Here is a 15,671-nt window from a genome sequence, read left to right on the forward strand (position 1 = left end):
CGGCCAGCCCCCGTGTCAATTCCCGTGCCTGTCGGAAAATGCCAGGTTTGTGTGAAGTAAATGCAAGTTCGACGACTGGCAAAAGGCCCCGCCTCAGTTAACATGGGCGGCTATCCGCAATTATCAAGGCCGTGCCGTGTATTTGGGCCCTCCTACCCGTTCATCCCTGTGGTTGATGTTGATGTGCAGCGTACCGGCGCTGGCTGACGATCTGTTCCTGGATAACCAGCCGTTGCCCCAGGTGCTGACGGCCACACGTCTCAAGCAATCGGCCGCCGCCGTGCCCGGCAGCATGACCGTGATCGACAGCGAACTGATCAAGGCCAGCGGTGCGCGGGACATCAGCGAGCTGCTGCGCCTGGTGCCGGGGATGATGGTCGGCTACACCACCGGCAACCAGGCCGCAGTGAACTACCACGGCACCAGCGCCAGCGATGCACGGCGCATGCAAGTGCTGATCGACGGTCGCTCGGTGTACCGCGCCGGCCTGGCCACGGTGGACTGGAGCGACATCCCGGTGGCCATGGAAGACATCGAGCGCATTGAGGTATTCCGTGGTCCCAACACCGTCAGCTACGGCGCCAATGCGTTGATGGCGGTGGTCAACATCCTCACGCGCTCGCCGGCCAACAGCCACGGCACGCGAGTGAAGGTGGTGCGCGGCGAACGCGGCATCAACGACTTCTATGCCAGCCAGGGCGTGGGCTGGGAAACCGGTGATCTGCGCCTGTCGCTGTCCGGCCAGCAGGACGACGGCTTCGACAGCGACGCCAGCGGTGCCGACCGCCGTGACAGCCGTCGCCTCAACCGCTTCAGCCTGGCGGTGAGCCAAACCCTGAACGCGCAGCAGAGCATCGACTGGCAACTGGACGCTAAAGAAGGCACCAACCAGCGACCGTATACCTACATGCCGGTATTCGCCGGGATTACCGAAGGTGGCAACAATTCCGACGTCGACGCCAAGGACTATGCCGCGTCCCTGCGCTGGAACTTCGATTTCAACCCCGATCACAGCCTGTATATCCAGGGTTCGGCCCAGCAGTGGGATCGCCGACAAATCTGGAAAGCCTGCGACGCCAAGGTCTCGTTCAGCCCGGAGCTGACGCAGTTGTGGCAGATGAACCCCAACTACGCCGAACGCCTGGCCCGGCATATGGACACCTACAGCCAAGGCTCTGCGCCGCCGGGCAGCCCGGCCGAGCAAGCCTTGGCCAATCAGGTGCTGGATCAATGGCGCAACGGTGCCAACCAGAGTGTGTGCGGCGATATCGACCAAAGCACCCGCGAAAGCCGCTACGACCTGGAGATCCAGGACACCCTCAGCCTGTCCGACAGCCTGCGCCTGGTCAGCGGTGTGAACTACCGTTACGACCGCGCCGACTCCGACACGTACTTCAACGGCACCCTGGACGACACCACCTGGCGCCTGTTCGGCCAATTGGAATGGCGCGCCAGCGAACACTGGCTGCTGCAAGGCGGCGCCATGTTCGAGGACACCCACCTGAGCGGCAGCTCGCTGACGCCACGGGTAGCAGTCAACTATTTGATCAATCCACGCCACGGCCTGCGTGCGGTGTATTCCGAAGCGATCCGCTCGCCGGACATGTTCGAGAACAACGTCAACTGGAGCTATCGCGTCACCAATCTCAGCTCGCCGGCTTACGGCCAGACCACCGGGCAATACTTCGTAAAGACACGGGGCCCGGGCAACCTCGATAAAGAGCTGATGCGCTCGCGGGAATTGGGTTACAACGGTTTCTTTGCCGACATCGGGCTGAACATGGACGTGAAACTGTTCTATGACGAAATCACCGACATGATCAGCTCGCCCCTGCGCAATAACCAATACATCGCCAGCAACGCCAACAGCTCGCGGTTTACCGGTGCCGAATCCCAGTTCGACTGGCGCGTCAGCAACGCCGACCGCCTGCGGCTGACCTATGCTTACGTCGACGCCACCACCAGCAACCCGTTGGACAAAGCCCAAACCGCGCGCAACAGCGGCTCGGCCGGCTGGCTGCGTGAATGGGGGCAAGGCTGGTCCAGTGCGCTGTTCTACTACGGCGACGACGCACTCAACCAATATCGCTTCGAACGGGTCGACCTGCGGGTGGCCAAGCGCATTGCCCTGGGCAAAGCCAACGTGGAGCTGGCCGGCATGTTGCAACAGCGCCTCGATAACCAGCCCACCACCTGGGCCGATAACCGCTACGACCATCGCCACGTGCTCTACTTCAGCGCCGAGTTAGAGTTCTGACATGGGCGACCCGTCACGGATGACTTGCATCTTCTATAAGCTCTGGCGACGCGGGCTACTGCTCGTGTGCCTGCTGCTGGCGACACCGGCCTGGAGCGCCGACATCCTGCTGACCGCCGCCGAAGACAGTCCCGGCGTGCAAGCCTTCACCCAGGCCCTGGCCGCACAACGTCCCGAAGACCGGATCACGTTTACCCCTCTCGATGACCTGCCGGCACCAAACCGCCTGCCGGCCAACACACGCCTGATACTGCTCGACCTGCCCAGCCTCGACTGGCGCCTGCAAGCGACCCAGGGCCCGCCGACGTTAGTGCTGCGCATCAGCCGACTGCAGGCCCATCAGCACACCGGCGCCCTGCAACACCCACGCATCAGCCTGCTATGGAGCGACCCGCCGCTGGATCGCCAACTGCGCCTGATCGCCACTGTCCTGCCCCAGGCGCAACGCATCGGGGTGCTCTACGGCGCAGACAGTGAATTCCTGCTGCCCGAACTGCGCCAGTACGCCGCGCCCATGGGCCTGGAGATCGTGCCCCAGCGCTGGGACAGCATCAATGACAGCCGCGCGCTGCAAACCCTGTTCCGGAACAGTGACGTGCTGCTCGGCCTCGACGACCCACAACTGTACAACCCGAAAACCGCGAAGAACCTGCTGCTGAGCAGCTACGCCCAGCAATTGCCGCTGGTGGGGCCCAATGCCGGTTTTGTACGGGCCGGTAGCCTGGCCAGCACCTACAGCGACCAGACCGACTGGCTGGCCGTGCTTGATCGCTTGCTCGACCGCCCGCCGGCCACCTGGCCGCGCTCGCTCTACCCGGATCACTTCAAAGTGGTGGGCAACCCGCAAGTCGCACGGTCACTGGGCATCGAACAGGTCGACGAAGCAGACGTCGCCGCCCGATTGGCCGAAGGAGAAAAACGCCCATGACCTTGCGTCGACGTTGGGATATCAACACCCGCACCCAGCTCATCACCCTGGGCCCGGCGCTGTTGCTGACGTTGCTGTTGATCAGCTTCTTCACCTTCGTGCGGATCCAGGATTTGCGCCAGGAACTGGATCACACCGGCCAACTGATCGCCAACCAACTGGCCCCCGCCACCGAATACGGGGTGATCTCCGGTAATAACGACGTACTTGAAAGCCTGCTGCGGGCCACGCTGGCCACCCCGCATGTACGCTTTTTGGAGATCCAGGACAGCAGCGAGAACATCCTGGTGTACGTCGAGCAGCCCTCGGAAAAGCACGACCGCTCGCTGTCGGTGAAAGTGTTCCAGGCGCCGATCCGCCTGCAACATATCCAACTGGGCAATGACTTTTTCCAGGACAACCTCAACGAACCCAAGGCCCCCCGCGCGGATTACCTGGGCCGCGTGATCGTCGGCATGTCCAACGATGCATTCAGCCAGCGCCAGCAGGAAATCCTGTTCAAGGCCGGCATCCTCGCGTTGTTCGCCCTGCTGTTCACCTTCTTATTGGCCCGCCGCCTGGCCGCCAGCCTGTCGCAGCCGATCAGCGCCATGGGCAATGCGGTGAAGGCCATCCAGCAAGGCGACTACAAGACGCCGCTGCCGATTGTGGACGACTCGGAGCTGGGCGACCTGTCACGGCACATCAACAACCTGGCCGAAGGGCTCAACCAGGCCAGTCGCGAACAACAGCAAGCCATGGCCCAGTTGATCCAGACCCGCGAAGAAGCCGAGCGCGCCAATAACGCCAAGTCGGACTTCCTGGCGATGATGAGCCACGAACTGCGCACCCCGATGAACGGTGTGCTGGGCATGCTGCAGTTGTTGGAAACCACCGAAATGACCGAGGAGCAGACCGAATACGCGGCGCTGGCCTCCGAGTCCACCGAGCATTTGCTCAAGGTCATCAACGATATCCTCGACTTCTCGCGCATCGAACGCGCCGCTCTGGAACTGGAGCACATTCCATTCAACCTCGCGGACTTGATCAACAGCTGCGCCCAGGCCTTCCAGCACAGCGCCCAGCAGCGCGGCCTAGCGCTGAAACTGCCGATTCCGGCGGGCCTGGACACACTGCGAGTGCAAGGTGACCCCACCCGTATCCGGCAAATTCTGGTGAACCTGATCGGCAATGCGCTCAAATTCACCGAACACGGCAGTGTTGTGGTCGAGCCACAGTGGCAGACCCTCGACCATGAACTGGTGTGGTTCACCTGCACCGTGCGCGACAGCGGCATCGGTATTTCCGCCGAACGCCTGGAGCTGATGTTCGATGCGTTCCAGCAGGCTGACAGTTCCATTTCAAGACGTTACGGCGGCACCGGCCTCGGCTTGCCTATCGCCCGCACCCTCGCCGAACGCATGGGCGGCACGCTGCGCGCCCAGAGCGAGGAAGGCCGCGGCTCGGTGTTCACCCTGGAAATTCCCCTGGCGATTGATCAACACCACTTGCCCGCCATTGCGGCTGACGGCGAAGGCAAAACCAGCGCCGGGGACGGCCGCCATGTGTTGCTGGTGGAAGACAATCCGGTCAATCGCACCGTGGTCGAAGCCATGCTGCGCAGCCTGGGCTTCGAAGTCAGCCTGGCCACCGATGGCGCCGAAGCGATACGCAGCGCCGAGAGCCTGATTTTCACTGCAATCCTGATGGATTGCCGCTTGCCGCTGATCGACGGCTATGAAGCCACCCGGCAGATTCGCCAACTACCGGGCTGTGCCGAGCTGCCCATCATCGCCCTGACCGCCAATGCTTTGCAGGGCGACCGCGAAGCCTGCCTTGCAGCGGGAATGAACGATTACCTGGCCAAGCCGTTCAAACGTACTGATTTGCAGCAAATACTGCAGCGTTGGGTGCAATAGCGCCTCGCCATCAGCCAACTGCGACTGGCGTGAAAGACGAAAGTGCGGCAGTCTTAGGCACCCAAACGGGCCGATAAACAGGCCCGGTTTAAAATTTCAGTGAACAAGTGTACATTCAGTACCTTACCGCTGTGACTTTCACTACAACGCAATAGTCTATGTGTAGGCTGCCGACATGAGGCATGAACGCTTCATTCGGTTCGGGAAGATTTACCCTACCCTGCCGCATGGGATTATTGAGGAGCTCGCATGACCAAACAAAACGCCTTTACCCGGGAAGACCTGCTGCGCTGCAGTCGCGGTGAGCTGTTCGGCCCAGGTAACGCGCAATTGCCCGCCCCGAACATGCTGATGGTGGATCGCATCACCCATATCAGCGAAGAGGGCGGCAAGTACGGCAAAGGTGAATTGGTCGCCGAGCTGGATATCACCCCGGACCTGTGGTTCTTTGCCTGCCATTTCGAAGGCGACCCTGTCATGCCGGGCTGCCTGGGCCTCGACGCCATGTGGCAACTGGTCGGCTTCTTCCTCGGCTGGCAAGGCCTGCCAGGCCGCGGTCGCGCCCTGGGTTCGGGCGAAGTGAAATTCTTTGGCCAGGTCCTGCCGACCGCCAAGAAAGTCACCTACAACATTCAGATCAAGCGCGTCCTCAAGGGCAAGCTGAACCTGGCCATCGCCGATGGTTCGGTGAGCGTCGACGGTCGCGAGATCTATACTGCCGAAGGCCTTCGGGTCGGCGTATTCACTTCCACTGACAACTTTTAAGGGTTATCCGCATGCGCCGCGTCGTTATCACTGGTCTGGGCATTGTTTCTTGCCTGGGCAATGACAAAGAGACCGTCACCGCTAACCTGCGTGCAAGTCGCCCTGGCATCCGCTTCAACCCGGAATATGCCGAAATGGGTCTGCGTAGCCAGGTTTCCGGCTCCATCGACCTGCCTCTCGAAGAACTGATCGATCGCAAGATCTATCGCTTCGTCGGCCACGCTGCCGCCTACGCCTACCTGGCCATGAAAGACGCCATCGCCGATTCCGGCCTGAGCGAAGACCAGGTTTCGAACGTACGCACCGGCCTGATCGCCGGCTCCGGCGGCGCATCGACCCTGAACCAGATGGAAGCGCTGGACATCCTGCGCGAAAAAGGCGTGAAGCGTGTTGGCCCGTACCGTGTAACGCGGACCATGGGCAGCACCGTTTCGGCCTGCCTGGCCACGCCATTTGCCATCAAGGGCGTGAACTACTCGATCTCCTCCGCCTGCGCCACCAGTGCACACTGCATCGGTACTGCGGTTGAGCAGATCCAGTTGGGCAAGCAGGACATCGTGTTCGCCGGCGGCGGTGAAGAAGAGCATTGGAGCCAGTCGTTCCTGTTCGACGCCATGGGCGCACTGTCCACCCAGTACAACGAAACCCCGGAAAAGGCCTCCCGCGCCTACGATGCCAAGCGTGACGGTTTCGTCATCGCCGGCGGTGGCGGCATGGTGGTGGTCGAGGAGCTGGAACACGCCCTGGCCCGTGGCGCCAAGATCTACGCGGAAATCGTTGGCTACGGCGCGACTTCCGACGGCTACGACATGGTTGCGCCAAGCGGTGAAGGCGCCATCCGCTGCATGCAGATGGCAATGTCCACCGTGGATACCCCAATCGACTACCTGAACACCCACGGCACCTCGACTCCGGTCGGCGATGCCAAGGAAATGGAAGGTGTGCGTGCGGTATTCGGCGACAAGGCCCCGAAAATCAGCTCCACCAAGAGCCTGTCGGGTCACTCCCTGGGCGCCGCTGGCGTTCACGAAGCGATCTACTGCTTGCTGATGATGGAAGGCAACTTCATCGCCGGCTCGGCCAATATCAATGAAATTGATCCGGTTGTGGCTGACATGCCAATCCTGACCAAGACCGAAGAAAACGCAAAAATCGACACCGTGATGAGCAACAGCTTCGGCTTCGGTGGCACCAACGCCACCCTGGTGCTGAAACGCTGGCAGGGCAAGTAAGCCCTGTAGGTTGATCACCTGAAAAAGCCCCGACTGGTTCGGGGCTTTTTTGTGGGTGATGATTTTGTGTGGTCTGTAGGGCCTCATCGGGGGCAAGCCCCCTCCCACACTGGACCGCATTCCAAAGGATGTACTCGGTCAAATGTGGGAGGGGGCTTGCCCCCGATGAGGCCCTACTGTTCTACACCGAAAACCGCGCCACCATGCTATTAAGCCCCACCGCCAACCGCGACAGCTCCTGGCTCGCCACACTGGTCTGGTTCGCCCCCGTCGACGTCTGGTGCGCCAGATCGCGAATATTCATCAAATTGCGGTCCACCTCCCGCGCCACCGCCGCCTGCTGCTCCGAAGCACTGGCGATCACCAGGTTGCGCTCATTGATCAGGGTAAACGCCGACGCTATCGCCTCCAGCGCCGTGCCCGCCGACTGGGCGATCTCCAGCGTGGCATGCGCCCGTGTGTTGCTTTGCTGCATCGAACTGACCGCCTGGTCGGTGCCTTGCTGAATCCCGCTGATCATCGACTCGATTTCTCGGGTCGACTGCTGGGTACGATGGGCCAGCGCCCGTACTTCATCGGCCACCACCGCAAAGCCCCGCCCGGCCTCCCCGGCCCGCGCTGCTTCAATCGCTGCGTTCAACGCGAGCAAATTGGTCTGTTCGGCAATCGAGCGAATCACATCCAGCACCTTGCTGATGCCATACACCTTCTGCGCCAGGTCCTCGACCTGATTGGCATTGGCCGTCACATCCGACGCCAGCGCCGCAATTGACACCACCGTCTGCTGCACCTGCTCACGCCCTTGCTGGGCAATGCGATCAGATTCACGGGACGCCTGGGACGTGGCCACGGCATTACTCGCCACTTCTTCCACCGCCGCCGTCATCTGGTTGACCGCAGTAGCCGCCTGTTCGATTTCCTGATTCTGTTGATACAGGCCGCGTGTCGCGTCCTCGGTCACGCAACTGAGTTCTTCGGAGGCGGAGGCCAACTGGTTGGAAGATTCAGCAATCTGGCGGATGGTATCGCGCAGGTTCTCCTGCATGCTCTTGAGGGCCTGCTGCAAGCGTGCCGGTTCATCGTTGCCGCTGACGCTGATCTCGCCCGTCAAATCGCCGCTGGCCACGCCCTGGGCGACTTTCAGCGATTGCGCCAGGGGCAGCACAATGCTGCGGGTCAGCCACACCGCCAGGGCGATGGTGATCAGCGCCGTCAGCACGATCATGCCCACTACCCAACTGCGCGACTGGCTGAAGACACTCTGCGCCAGACTCGCCGCCTGGTTGGCATTGGTTTTGTTGAGGTTGACCAAATCGTGCAAGGTGACGGCCATTTCATCGGCAATCTGGTTCATCTCGCCGTTGACCACCCTGATGGCATCGTCCAGTTGGTTGGCCTTGGAAAACCCCATGACCTGCTCCTGGCGTTGCAGGTATTGCAGCTCTTGAGCCTTGAAACGATCGAACAGCGCGCGTTCCTCCGGCAGCACAATCAACGCTTCATACAGGCCCTGGGCTTGATGCAGGCCGTTTTTAAGCTCGCCGAGCTTCTGCTCATTCTGCGCCAGCGCCTGGGGATCACGGTTGAGCAACAGTCGTAACGTCAGCGCACGTACCCGCAACAGGTCCTGGCTCATCTCCCCCACCGCCATCACGCTGGGCAGCCAATTGTTCTCCACCTGGTCCGATTGCTGGCGCATATTGGCCATCTGCAACAGGGCAAAACCGCCCAAGGCGAACACCATCAACGCCAGCAAGCCAAAACCCAACCCGGCGCGCGGGGCGATGTTCAAACGTCTGAGACTCATTCCTTGGCTCCTTCCAAATGCGCTGCATCCACTTGCAGCTGGCTCTTGAAAGGTATCGGCGCAGTAGCTTTTTTGTGTAAGACGAAAACGCGATATAAACCCCTAGCACAATCGCGCGGCAGGTGATTGTAGAAAACACGGAACACTCCAGTGCCCGCATGCTCTATAACTGCATGACCTTCTTCCTGCCCCCTCGTGAGGTTTGCCATGCCTGTTACCGTCAATACCCTGAACCACGACAACTTTCGCCACAGCGTGAATATCAATAACCACGAACTGTTCACCGACCTGCCCAAGAGCCTGGGCGGCGATGACTCGGCGCCGTCTCCCCATGACTATTTCGACTCGGCGCTGGCCTCTTGCAAGGCGCTGACCGTCAAGCTCTACGCCCAGAAGAAAGACATCCCGCTCACCGGCGTCACCGTGGAAGTCAGCCACGACAGCACCGAAGAGCAAAAAGGTAAATACAAGCTCAACGTAAAGCTGACCCTCAAGGGCGTACTCACCGACGAGCAACGCGATGAGCTGCACCGCGTCGCCGATCGCTGCCCGGTGCACAAGCTGATGACCACGGCTGAGGTCAGCATCGAGACCAAGCTGTCGGAAGGCGCCTTCAGCCAATAACGCCAAGTTCCCGTCGAGCGGGTTATGCTCAACAGCATCCAACCCGCTCAGACAGGGATGCACCATGACCACCCTCACCGTGATCCGCCCTCGCCCCGAAGATGTCGAAGGCCAGCCGATCCTGCGCCCGCTGCCCTCGCGTGAATGCCGCAGCGTTGGGCCTTTCGTGTTTTTCGACCATATGCTGTCAACCCGCTATGCGCCGGGCAGCGGTATGAATATCCGTCAGCATCCGCACATCGGGCTCTCCACCCTCACCTACTTGTTCGAAGGCACCTTGCAGCACAAGGACAGCCTGGGCTCGGATCAAGTGGTTCAGGCCGGCGATGTCAGCTGGATGACGGCCGGCAGCGCGATTGCCCATGTCGAGCGCACGCCCGATGCCGTCAAGGCCGCAGGATTCAGCCTGCACGGCCTGCAGGTGTGGCTGGCCTCGCCCAAGGACCACGAAACCGGTCCCGGCCACTACAGCCATCACCCGGCGGCGAGCCTGCCGGCCAGTGACAACCTGGGGGTGCAGATTCGTTTGATTGCCGGTGAGGGTTTCTGCCTCAAATCGCCTGTGCCGGTACTGTCGCCCACACTGTACGCCGATGTGCAGATGCAGACCGCCACGACGTTGCTGATCCCCGATGAGCATGAGGAACGCGCGGTGTATGTGCTGGAAGGTGAAGCGCAGCTCGACGGTGAGCCCTTGGAAGCGCATAGCCTGGTGGTGTTGCCGGAAGGGCGGGAGATGGCGCTGTTTGCCGAGACGGATTGCCATCTGGTGGTGTTTGGCGGCGCGCCGTTGGATGGGCCGCGACGGATCAATTGGAATTTTGTGGCGAGTGATCCGGCGATGATCGAACAGGCTCGGCAGCGCTGGGCGGCTGGGGATTGGCCGACGGTGCCGGGGGAATCTGAAAGGATTGAGTTGCCGGTGAGATAGCTATCGGGGGCAAGCCCCCTCCCACAGTTGACCGAGTTCCAACATGAGAATGCGGTCGAATGTGGGAGGGGGCTTGCCCCCGATGAGGCCAGTACAGGCGCTAAAGAATCAGCCCTGAAACACTTCATCCAACAAATCATGCATCGACTTGAACGCCCGCTTGGCCGTCTTCGCGTCATACATCATCTTGCCCGGCACATTGGCATGGGGGTCGGTAAAGGAATGCACCGCACCGCCAAAGCTGTGCAACTGCCAGTCCACACCGGCCGCATTCATCTCGTCTTCAAACGCCGGCAATTGCGCTTTCGGCACCAATGGGTCGGAAGCCCCGTGCAACACCAGCACTGAACCCTTGACGTGCTTGGCACCTTCCGGATTCTGAGTATCGATCGTGCCGTGGAACGACACGGCGGCCTTCAACGGTGCGCCGGTGCGCGCCAGTTCCAGCGAGCAGAAACCACCAAAGCAGAAACCGAAGGTGGCCAGCTTGGTGGTATCCACTTCGGCCTGGCCTTGCAGTTGCTCGAAGGCGGCTTGCATCAGCTTGAGTAGCTTCGGGTTGTCATTCTTCAACGGCATCATCGCCGCGCCGGCTTCATCGCCATTCGACGGACGCACGGTTTGCCCGTACAGGTCGGCGATCAGCACTACGTAGCCTTTGCTGGCGACGCTCTTGGCAATCTCTTCGGCACCCGCACTCACCCCCATCCAGTTCGGCGCCATCAACAGGCCCGGCAGCGGGCCCTTGTGGCTGGCGTCGAACGCCAGGCGGCTTTCGTAGGACTGGCCATCAATCTGATAGACCACGGAACGCACAGTGACTTGGCTCATCATTTTCTCCAGCTGAGGTGCACGTAAACGAAAAAACCCGCCGAAGCGGGTTTTTCTACAACGGTGTCAAACCGACAGTTCAACCAACAGCTTGTTCAGTCGGCTCACATAAGCGGCCGGGTCCTTCAAGCTGTCACCGGCAGCGAGCGCTGCCTGATCGAACAGGATGTGGGCCAGGTCGCCGAAGCGCTCTTCGCCTTGCTCACCATCCAGCTTTTCAATCAAAGGGTGAGTCGGGTTGAATTCGAAGATCGGCTTGGAATCCGGAACCTTCTGGCCGCTGGCCTCGAGGATCTGACGCATCTGCATGCCCAGGTCCTGCTCGCCAATGGCCAGGATCGCCGGGGAGTCAGTCAGACGGTGGGAAACCCGCACTTCGCTGACAGCCTCACCCAAGGCGGCCTTGATTCGCTCCACCAGGCCTTCTTTGGCCTTGGCGACTTCTTCGGCTTCTTTCTTCTCTTCTTCGGAGTCCAGGTTACCCAGGTCCAGGTCGCCACGGGCCACGTCGACGAAGGTCTTGCCGTCGAATTCGCTGAGGTAGCTCATCAGCCACTCATCGATACGGTCGGTCAGCAGCAGCACTTCGATGCCTTTCTTGCGGAAGACTTCCAGGTGCGGGCTGTTCTTGACCTGAGCGTAGGTTTCACCGGTCAGGTAGTAGATCTTGTCCTGACCTTCCTTGGCGCGTGCCAGGTACTCGGCCAGAGACACAACCTGCTCGCCGTCGTCGCCATGAGTGGAGGCAAAGCGCAGCAGGCCGGCGATTTTTTCCTTGTTGGCGAAATCTTCGGCCGGGCCTTCTTTCATCACCTGGCCGAAGTTTTTCCAGAAGCCCTTGTATTGCTCAGGCTCGTTCTTCGCCAGTTTTTCCAGCATGTCGAGGACACGCTTGGTCAGCGCCGACTTCATGGAGTCGATGATCGGGTCTTTCTGCAGGATTTCCCGCGACACGTTCAGCGACAGGTCGTTGGAGTCGACCACGCCTTTGATAAAGCGCAGGTACAGCGGCAGGAACGATTCCGCCTGGTCCATCACGAACACGCGCTGTACATACAGCTTGAGGCCTTTCGGCGCTTCACGCTGGTACAGGTCGAACGGAGCGCGGGCCGGTACGTAGAGCAGCGAGCTGTATTCCAGCTTGCCTTCGACCTTGTTGTGGCTCCAGCTCAGCGGGTTCTCGTAGTCATGGGCGATGTGCTTGTAGAACTCCTGGTACTCCTCGTCCTTCACTTCGGTACGAGGACGGGTCCACAAGGCGCTGGCGCGGTTGACCACTTCCCATTCCTGGGCCGGGGTCTCTTCGCCTTCGGCAGCAGCCTGCTCTTTCGGCAACTCGATCGGCAGTGCGATGTGGTCGGAGTACTTCTTGACGATGTTGCGCAGGCGCCAGCCATCAGCGAATTCGTCTTCACCGTCTTTGAGGTGCAGCACGATACGGGTGCCACGGTCTGCCTTGTCGATGGTGGCGATTTCGAATTCGCCCTCACCTTTGGATGACCAGTGCACGCCTTCGCTGCCGGCAAGGCCGGCACGACGGCTGAAGACTTCAACCTTGTCGGCGACGATAAAGGCCGAGTAGAAGCCCACGCCGAACTGGCCGATCAGGTGCGAATCTTTCTTCTGGTCGCCCGACAGGTTCTTCATGAAATCAGCAGTGCCGGATTTGGCGATGGTGCCCAGATGGGTAATCGCGTCTTCGCGGCTCATACCGATGCCGTTGTCTTCGAGGGTGACGGTCTTGGCGTCCTTGTCGAAGCTCACACGGATTTTCAGTTCGGCGCCACCTTCCAGCAACTCAGGCTTGGACAGGGCTTCGAAACGTAATTTGTCGACAGCGTCAGAGGCGTTCGAGATCAATTCGCGAAGGAAGATTTCCTTGTTGGAATACAGCGAATGGATCATGAGGTGCAGCAGTTGCTTCACCTCGGTCTGGAAGCCCAGGGTTTCCTTTTGAGTTTCCACACTCATGGTCATCAAACTCCAATTGGATGGCAGTGGCCGCCCCCGTAAGGGTTGGCGGCGGGTTGTCATCAAAGTTGGGGGCTAAGACCAGGATTTCAAGGGCGGCCTGATTCCTCGATTTTGAAATGCGCCCGCGCAGTGGCTATGGGCTCAGCCGCCGTGCTTTGCCACGCGGTGATCGCCACATTGGCCACACGTCGGCCTTGGCGCCACACCTGGCACTTGGCGTAGGTGTCGCGAAACTGGCCGGCGCGCAGGTAATCCAAGGAGAAATCGATGATCTTGGGCAGGCCCGGTGCGCCGGTGAACACCAGCAAATGCAGCGCGGCCGACAGCTCCATAAACCCTGCGATCACGCCACCATGGAGCGCCGGCAATATAGGGTTACCAATATTGTCCTTGCTGGCCGGCAGGCGAAACAGCAATTCATCCCCCAGGCGCGTGCATTCAATGCCGATCAGTTTGGCATAAGGGATCAACTCCAGCAGTGCGTCGTAGCTGCCGCGCGCATGGGCCTGTTCCAGGCGTGTCTTGAAGCGATGGGTCATGCCTGTTCTCCCTTGATCGTACCGGCCAGCCCTTGCGTGCCCTTGAGCCGCTTGCCCATACGCATGAACGTGCCCACCACATGGGCAATGGGTTGTTGCGGGTCATCCTGGTAGGCGAAGCCTCGGGTAAAGATCACATCGGTGGTCACCCGGTAGCATTGGGCGAAGCCGTACACCGGTTTGTGCGGTTCGGCCGGGTGCATGTAGTCGATGCGCAGGTCGAGGGTCGGGCACACTTCGAATTCCGGCAATACGCACAGGGTGGCCATGCCGCAGGCGGTGTCCATCAGGGAGGTCAAGGCGCCGCCGTGGATGACACCGGTATGGGGGTCGCCGACGAGATGGGCGGCATAGGGCATGATCAAGGTGATGCCCTCCCCGCTCGCATCATGGGCGACAATCCCCAGCACCTGGCAATGGCGCAAGGCCGAGACAAAGCGCGTCGCGCGCTCTAACAAGGGGTTTTCGGTCATTCGTTGCAGACTCTTATTAGTGTTGATCCGTACATTCGGTGAGTAAGGCAAAAGTTCCGGCGCATCGCTGATTTATATATCTGTGGAATAAAAGGAACTAATGCCGAACCGCCATGCTCGAAAGGCCAGTAGATATCTTCAATAAGGAGAAACACCCCATGCGCAAGACTTTAGCTATTTCCATGATGCTCGCCGCTGCCCTCGGTCTCGCTGCCTGCGACAAAAAATCCGAAGACAAAGCCCAAGACGCCGCTGCACATTCTGAGCAAGCTCAGCAAGACATGGCGAAGGCTCAGGATAAAGTGAACGACGCTGCGAAAGAAAACGCCGATGCTGCCAAAGCTCAGGCTGAATCGAACGAAGCCGCCGCCAAAGAAGCAGCACCTGCTACCCCAGCCACCGGTTCTTGAGACCGCGGCTTGAAATAGCTTCGCTGTAATAAAGAACGCCCGCTTAGATAGCGGGCTTTCTTTTGTCTGCTGTTTTTAGTGCCGACGTTAATACACTGAATGGATTAAGCAGCCTCTTTGATGGGCTCAGGCAACGGCGAGTCGGTCTGCGTATAGACCATCACTTGCAGGACGTCGGAATGAAACTACCGGCGATACAACACCAGTACCACGCCGCTGCTCATCAACATGAACAACCAGGGGCTGACAAACCACGCCAACATGGTCATGCCGAAGTAATAAGAACGCAGTCCAAAGTTGAACTGGTTGGCGGCCATGGAAATCACCCGCGCCGCCCGCAGAGCGAACGCATTACGCTCCTGCTCCGACACATGCCGCTCACCGATCATCGGCGCCGAGCCCACCAGCACGGCCGCGAAGTTGTATTGGCGCATGCACCAACTGAACGTAAAGAACGCGTAGACAAACACCAGCGCCAGGCACAGCAGTTTGATTTCCGACATACCCTGGGACGCCTGTTGCACCATGGGAATATCCGCCAGCAACGACACCGCCCGCTCCGAGGCGCCGAGTACCGTGAGAATGCCGGCCAGGATGATCAAAGTGCTCGAGGCGAAGAACGAGGCGTTGCGCTCCAGGTTGCCAATCACGCTGGCGTCGGCGATGCGGTTGTCCCGCAGCAGCATGCGGCGCATCCAGTCTTCGCGGTACAGGTGCAACACGCTGGCCAGGCAGGCGGTGTCACGGGCTTTCCAGATGGCGTATCGGGTGTAGCCGCCCCAGCACAGGACGAACCAAAGCGCGGCAAGCAGGTGGATCTGGTTGGCTTCGACGAACGACATGTAGGTCCTTGTACATAGTGAATGAAGGTTAACGCGATCAAAATATGGGAGGGGGCTTGCCCCCGATGAGGGTGTGTCAGCTAAAGGCAGCTGTGACTGACCCACTGTAATCGGGGGCAAGCCCCCTCCCACATTTGGACTGCGTTGCAACTTTAGAGGG

General features: G+C 60.2%; 13 protein-coding genes and 1 pseudogene. 8 read left to right on the plus strand and 6 right to left on the minus strand.

Annotation, left to right across the window (positions count from 1 at the left end; all coding sequences use genetic code 11):
* The first annotated feature begins 136 nt into the window (after positions 1-136).
* The 5 genes from DYL61_RS04495 (at position 137) to fabB (ending at position 7,080) form a co-directional block, all read left to right on the plus strand.
* Positions 137-2,257, plus strand: a complete 2,121-nt coding sequence (locus tag DYL61_RS04495; protein WP_338053103.1) for a TonB-dependent receptor plug domain-containing protein — start codon at positions 137-139, stop codon at positions 2,255-2,257.
* Between the two features lies 1 nt (position 2,258).
* On the plus strand, positions 2,259-3,185 hold the full coding sequence (locus tag DYL61_RS04500) for an ABC transporter substrate-binding protein (RefSeq protein ID WP_135307367.1): 927 nt from the start codon (positions 2,259-2,261) through the stop codon (positions 3,183-3,185).
* A complete protein-coding gene (locus tag DYL61_RS04505; RefSeq protein ID WP_135307368.1) occupies positions 3,182-5,083 on the plus strand; it encodes an ATP-binding protein in 1,902 nt (633 codons plus the stop codon). The genes DYL61_RS04500 and DYL61_RS04505 overlap by 4 nt, the downstream gene beginning before the upstream one ends.
* A 249-nt stretch (positions 5,084-5,332) precedes the next feature.
* Complete coding sequence (gene fabA / locus DYL61_RS04510) at positions 5,333-5,848, plus strand: 3-hydroxyacyl-[acyl-carrier-protein] dehydratase FabA (protein ID WP_010211704.1); 516 nt, start codon at positions 5,333-5,335, stop codon at positions 5,846-5,848.
* A gap of 11 nt (positions 5,849-5,859) precedes the next feature.
* Positions 5,860-7,080 carry a beta-ketoacyl-ACP synthase I gene (fabB, locus tag DYL61_RS04515; RefSeq protein WP_135307369.1) on the plus strand — a complete coding sequence of 407 codons (1,221 nt, stop codon included), beginning with the start codon at positions 5,860-5,862 and terminating at the stop codon, positions 7,078-7,080.
* 181 nt (positions 7,081-7,261) lie between these two features.
* Here fabB and DYL61_RS32065 read toward each other — a convergent pair whose 3' ends face one another.
* Positions 7,262-8,887: a methyl-accepting chemotaxis protein gene (locus tag DYL61_RS32065; RefSeq protein ID WP_135307370.1), complete on the minus strand. Its 1,626-nt coding sequence runs from the start codon at positions 8,885-8,887 to the stop codon at positions 7,262-7,264.
* 207 nt (positions 8,888-9,094) lie between these two features.
* Between DYL61_RS32065 and DYL61_RS04525 the strand changes: the two genes are divergently transcribed.
* Positions 9,095-9,511, plus strand: coding sequence for an OsmC family protein (locus DYL61_RS04525; RefSeq protein WP_135307371.1), 417 nt, complete (start codon positions 9,095-9,097; stop codon positions 9,509-9,511).
* A gap of 64 nt (positions 9,512-9,575) precedes the next feature.
* Positions 9,576-10,442, plus strand: a complete 867-nt coding sequence (locus tag DYL61_RS04530) for a pirin family protein (protein WP_135307372.1) — start codon at positions 9,576-9,578, stop codon at positions 10,440-10,442.
* Between the two features lie 108 nt (positions 10,443-10,550).
* Here the strand turns inward: DYL61_RS04530 and DYL61_RS04535 are convergent, their stop codons facing one another.
* The 4 genes from DYL61_RS04535 to DYL61_RS04550 form a co-directional block, all read right to left on the minus strand.
* Positions 10,551-11,273, minus strand: a complete 723-nt coding sequence (locus DYL61_RS04535) for a dienelactone hydrolase family protein (protein WP_135307373.1) — start codon at positions 11,271-11,273, stop codon at positions 10,551-10,553.
* A gap of 66 nt (positions 11,274-11,339) precedes the next feature.
* A complete protein-coding gene (gene htpG / locus DYL61_RS04540; RefSeq protein WP_135307374.1) occupies positions 11,340-13,244 on the minus strand; it encodes a molecular chaperone HtpG in 1,905 nt (634 codons plus the stop codon).
* An 89-nt stretch (positions 13,245-13,333) separates the two neighbouring features.
* Positions 13,334-13,786 (minus strand): PaaI family thioesterase, encoded by a 453-nt coding sequence (locus DYL61_RS04545; RefSeq protein ID WP_135307375.1) that lies wholly within the window; start codon positions 13,784-13,786, stop codon positions 13,334-13,336.
* Positions 13,783-14,259 carry a PaaI family thioesterase gene (locus DYL61_RS04550; RefSeq protein ID WP_135307376.1) on the minus strand — a complete coding sequence of 159 codons (477 nt, stop codon included), beginning with the start codon at positions 14,257-14,259 and terminating at the stop codon, positions 13,783-13,785. The genes DYL61_RS04545 and DYL61_RS04550 overlap by 4 nt, the downstream gene beginning before the upstream one ends.
* Positions 14,260-14,417: 158 nt before the next feature.
* Between DYL61_RS04550 and DYL61_RS04555 the strand changes: the two genes are divergently transcribed.
* Entirely contained in the window at positions 14,418-14,669 is a 252-nt protein-coding gene (locus tag DYL61_RS04555) for a hypothetical protein (protein WP_105699191.1), read from the plus strand.
* Between the two features lie 188 nt (positions 14,670-14,857).
* On the opposite strand, the pseudogene DYL61_RS04560 reads toward DYL61_RS04555, so the two are convergent.
* Positions 14,858-15,511: pseudogene (locus DYL61_RS04560) on the minus strand (DUF599 domain-containing protein); the annotation flags it as partial.
* Positions 15,512-15,671 lie beyond the last annotated feature (160 nt).

This window comes from Pseudomonas nabeulensis, assembly GCF_004682045.1.
GTDB classification, from domain to species: domain Bacteria; phylum Pseudomonadota; class Gammaproteobacteria; order Pseudomonadales; family Pseudomonadaceae; genus Aquipseudomonas; species Aquipseudomonas nabeulensis.

What these genes read in the sequence shown, in the direction of transcription:
- DYL61_RS04500 (WP_135307367.1), top strand. Translation starts at nt 2,259, where the DNA reads ATGGGCGACCCGTCACGGATGACTTGCATCTTCTATAAGCTCTGGCGA.
- fabB (WP_135307369.1), top strand. Translation starts at nt 5,860, where the DNA reads ATGCGCCGCGTCGTTATCACTGGTCTGGGCATTGTTTCTTGCCTGGGC.
- DYL61_RS32065 (WP_135307370.1), bottom strand. Translation starts at nt 8,887, where the DNA reads ATGAGTCTCAGACGTTTGAACATCGCCCCGCGCGCCGGGTTGGGTTTT.
- DYL61_RS04505 (WP_135307368.1), top strand. Translation starts at nt 3,182, where the DNA reads ATGACCTTGCGTCGACGTTGGGATATCAACACCCGCACCCAGCTCATC.
- DYL61_RS04545 (WP_135307375.1), bottom strand. Translation starts at nt 13,786, where the DNA reads ATGACCCATCGCTTCAAGACACGCCTGGAACAGGCCCATGCGCGCGGC.
- DYL61_RS04555 (WP_105699191.1), top strand. Translation starts at nt 14,418, where the DNA reads ATGCGCAAGACTTTAGCTATTTCCATGATGCTCGCCGCTGCCCTCGGT.
- DYL61_RS04535 (WP_135307373.1), bottom strand. Translation starts at nt 11,273, where the DNA reads ATGAGCCAAGTCACTGTGCGTTCCGTGGTCTATCAGATTGATGGCCAG.
- DYL61_RS04550 (WP_135307376.1), bottom strand. Translation starts at nt 14,259, where the DNA reads ATGACCGAAAACCCCTTGTTAGAGCGCGCGACGCGCTTTGTCTCGGCC.
- htpG (WP_135307374.1), bottom strand. Translation starts at nt 13,244, where the DNA reads ATGAGTGTGGAAACTCAAAAGGAAACCCTGGGCTTCCAGACCGAGGTG.
- fabA (WP_010211704.1), top strand. Translation starts at nt 5,333, where the DNA reads ATGACCAAACAAAACGCCTTTACCCGGGAAGACCTGCTGCGCTGCAGT.
- DYL61_RS04525 (WP_135307371.1), top strand. Translation starts at nt 9,095, where the DNA reads ATGCCTGTTACCGTCAATACCCTGAACCACGACAACTTTCGCCACAGC.
- DYL61_RS04530 (WP_135307372.1), top strand. Translation starts at nt 9,576, where the DNA reads ATGACCACCCTCACCGTGATCCGCCCTCGCCCCGAAGATGTCGAAGGC.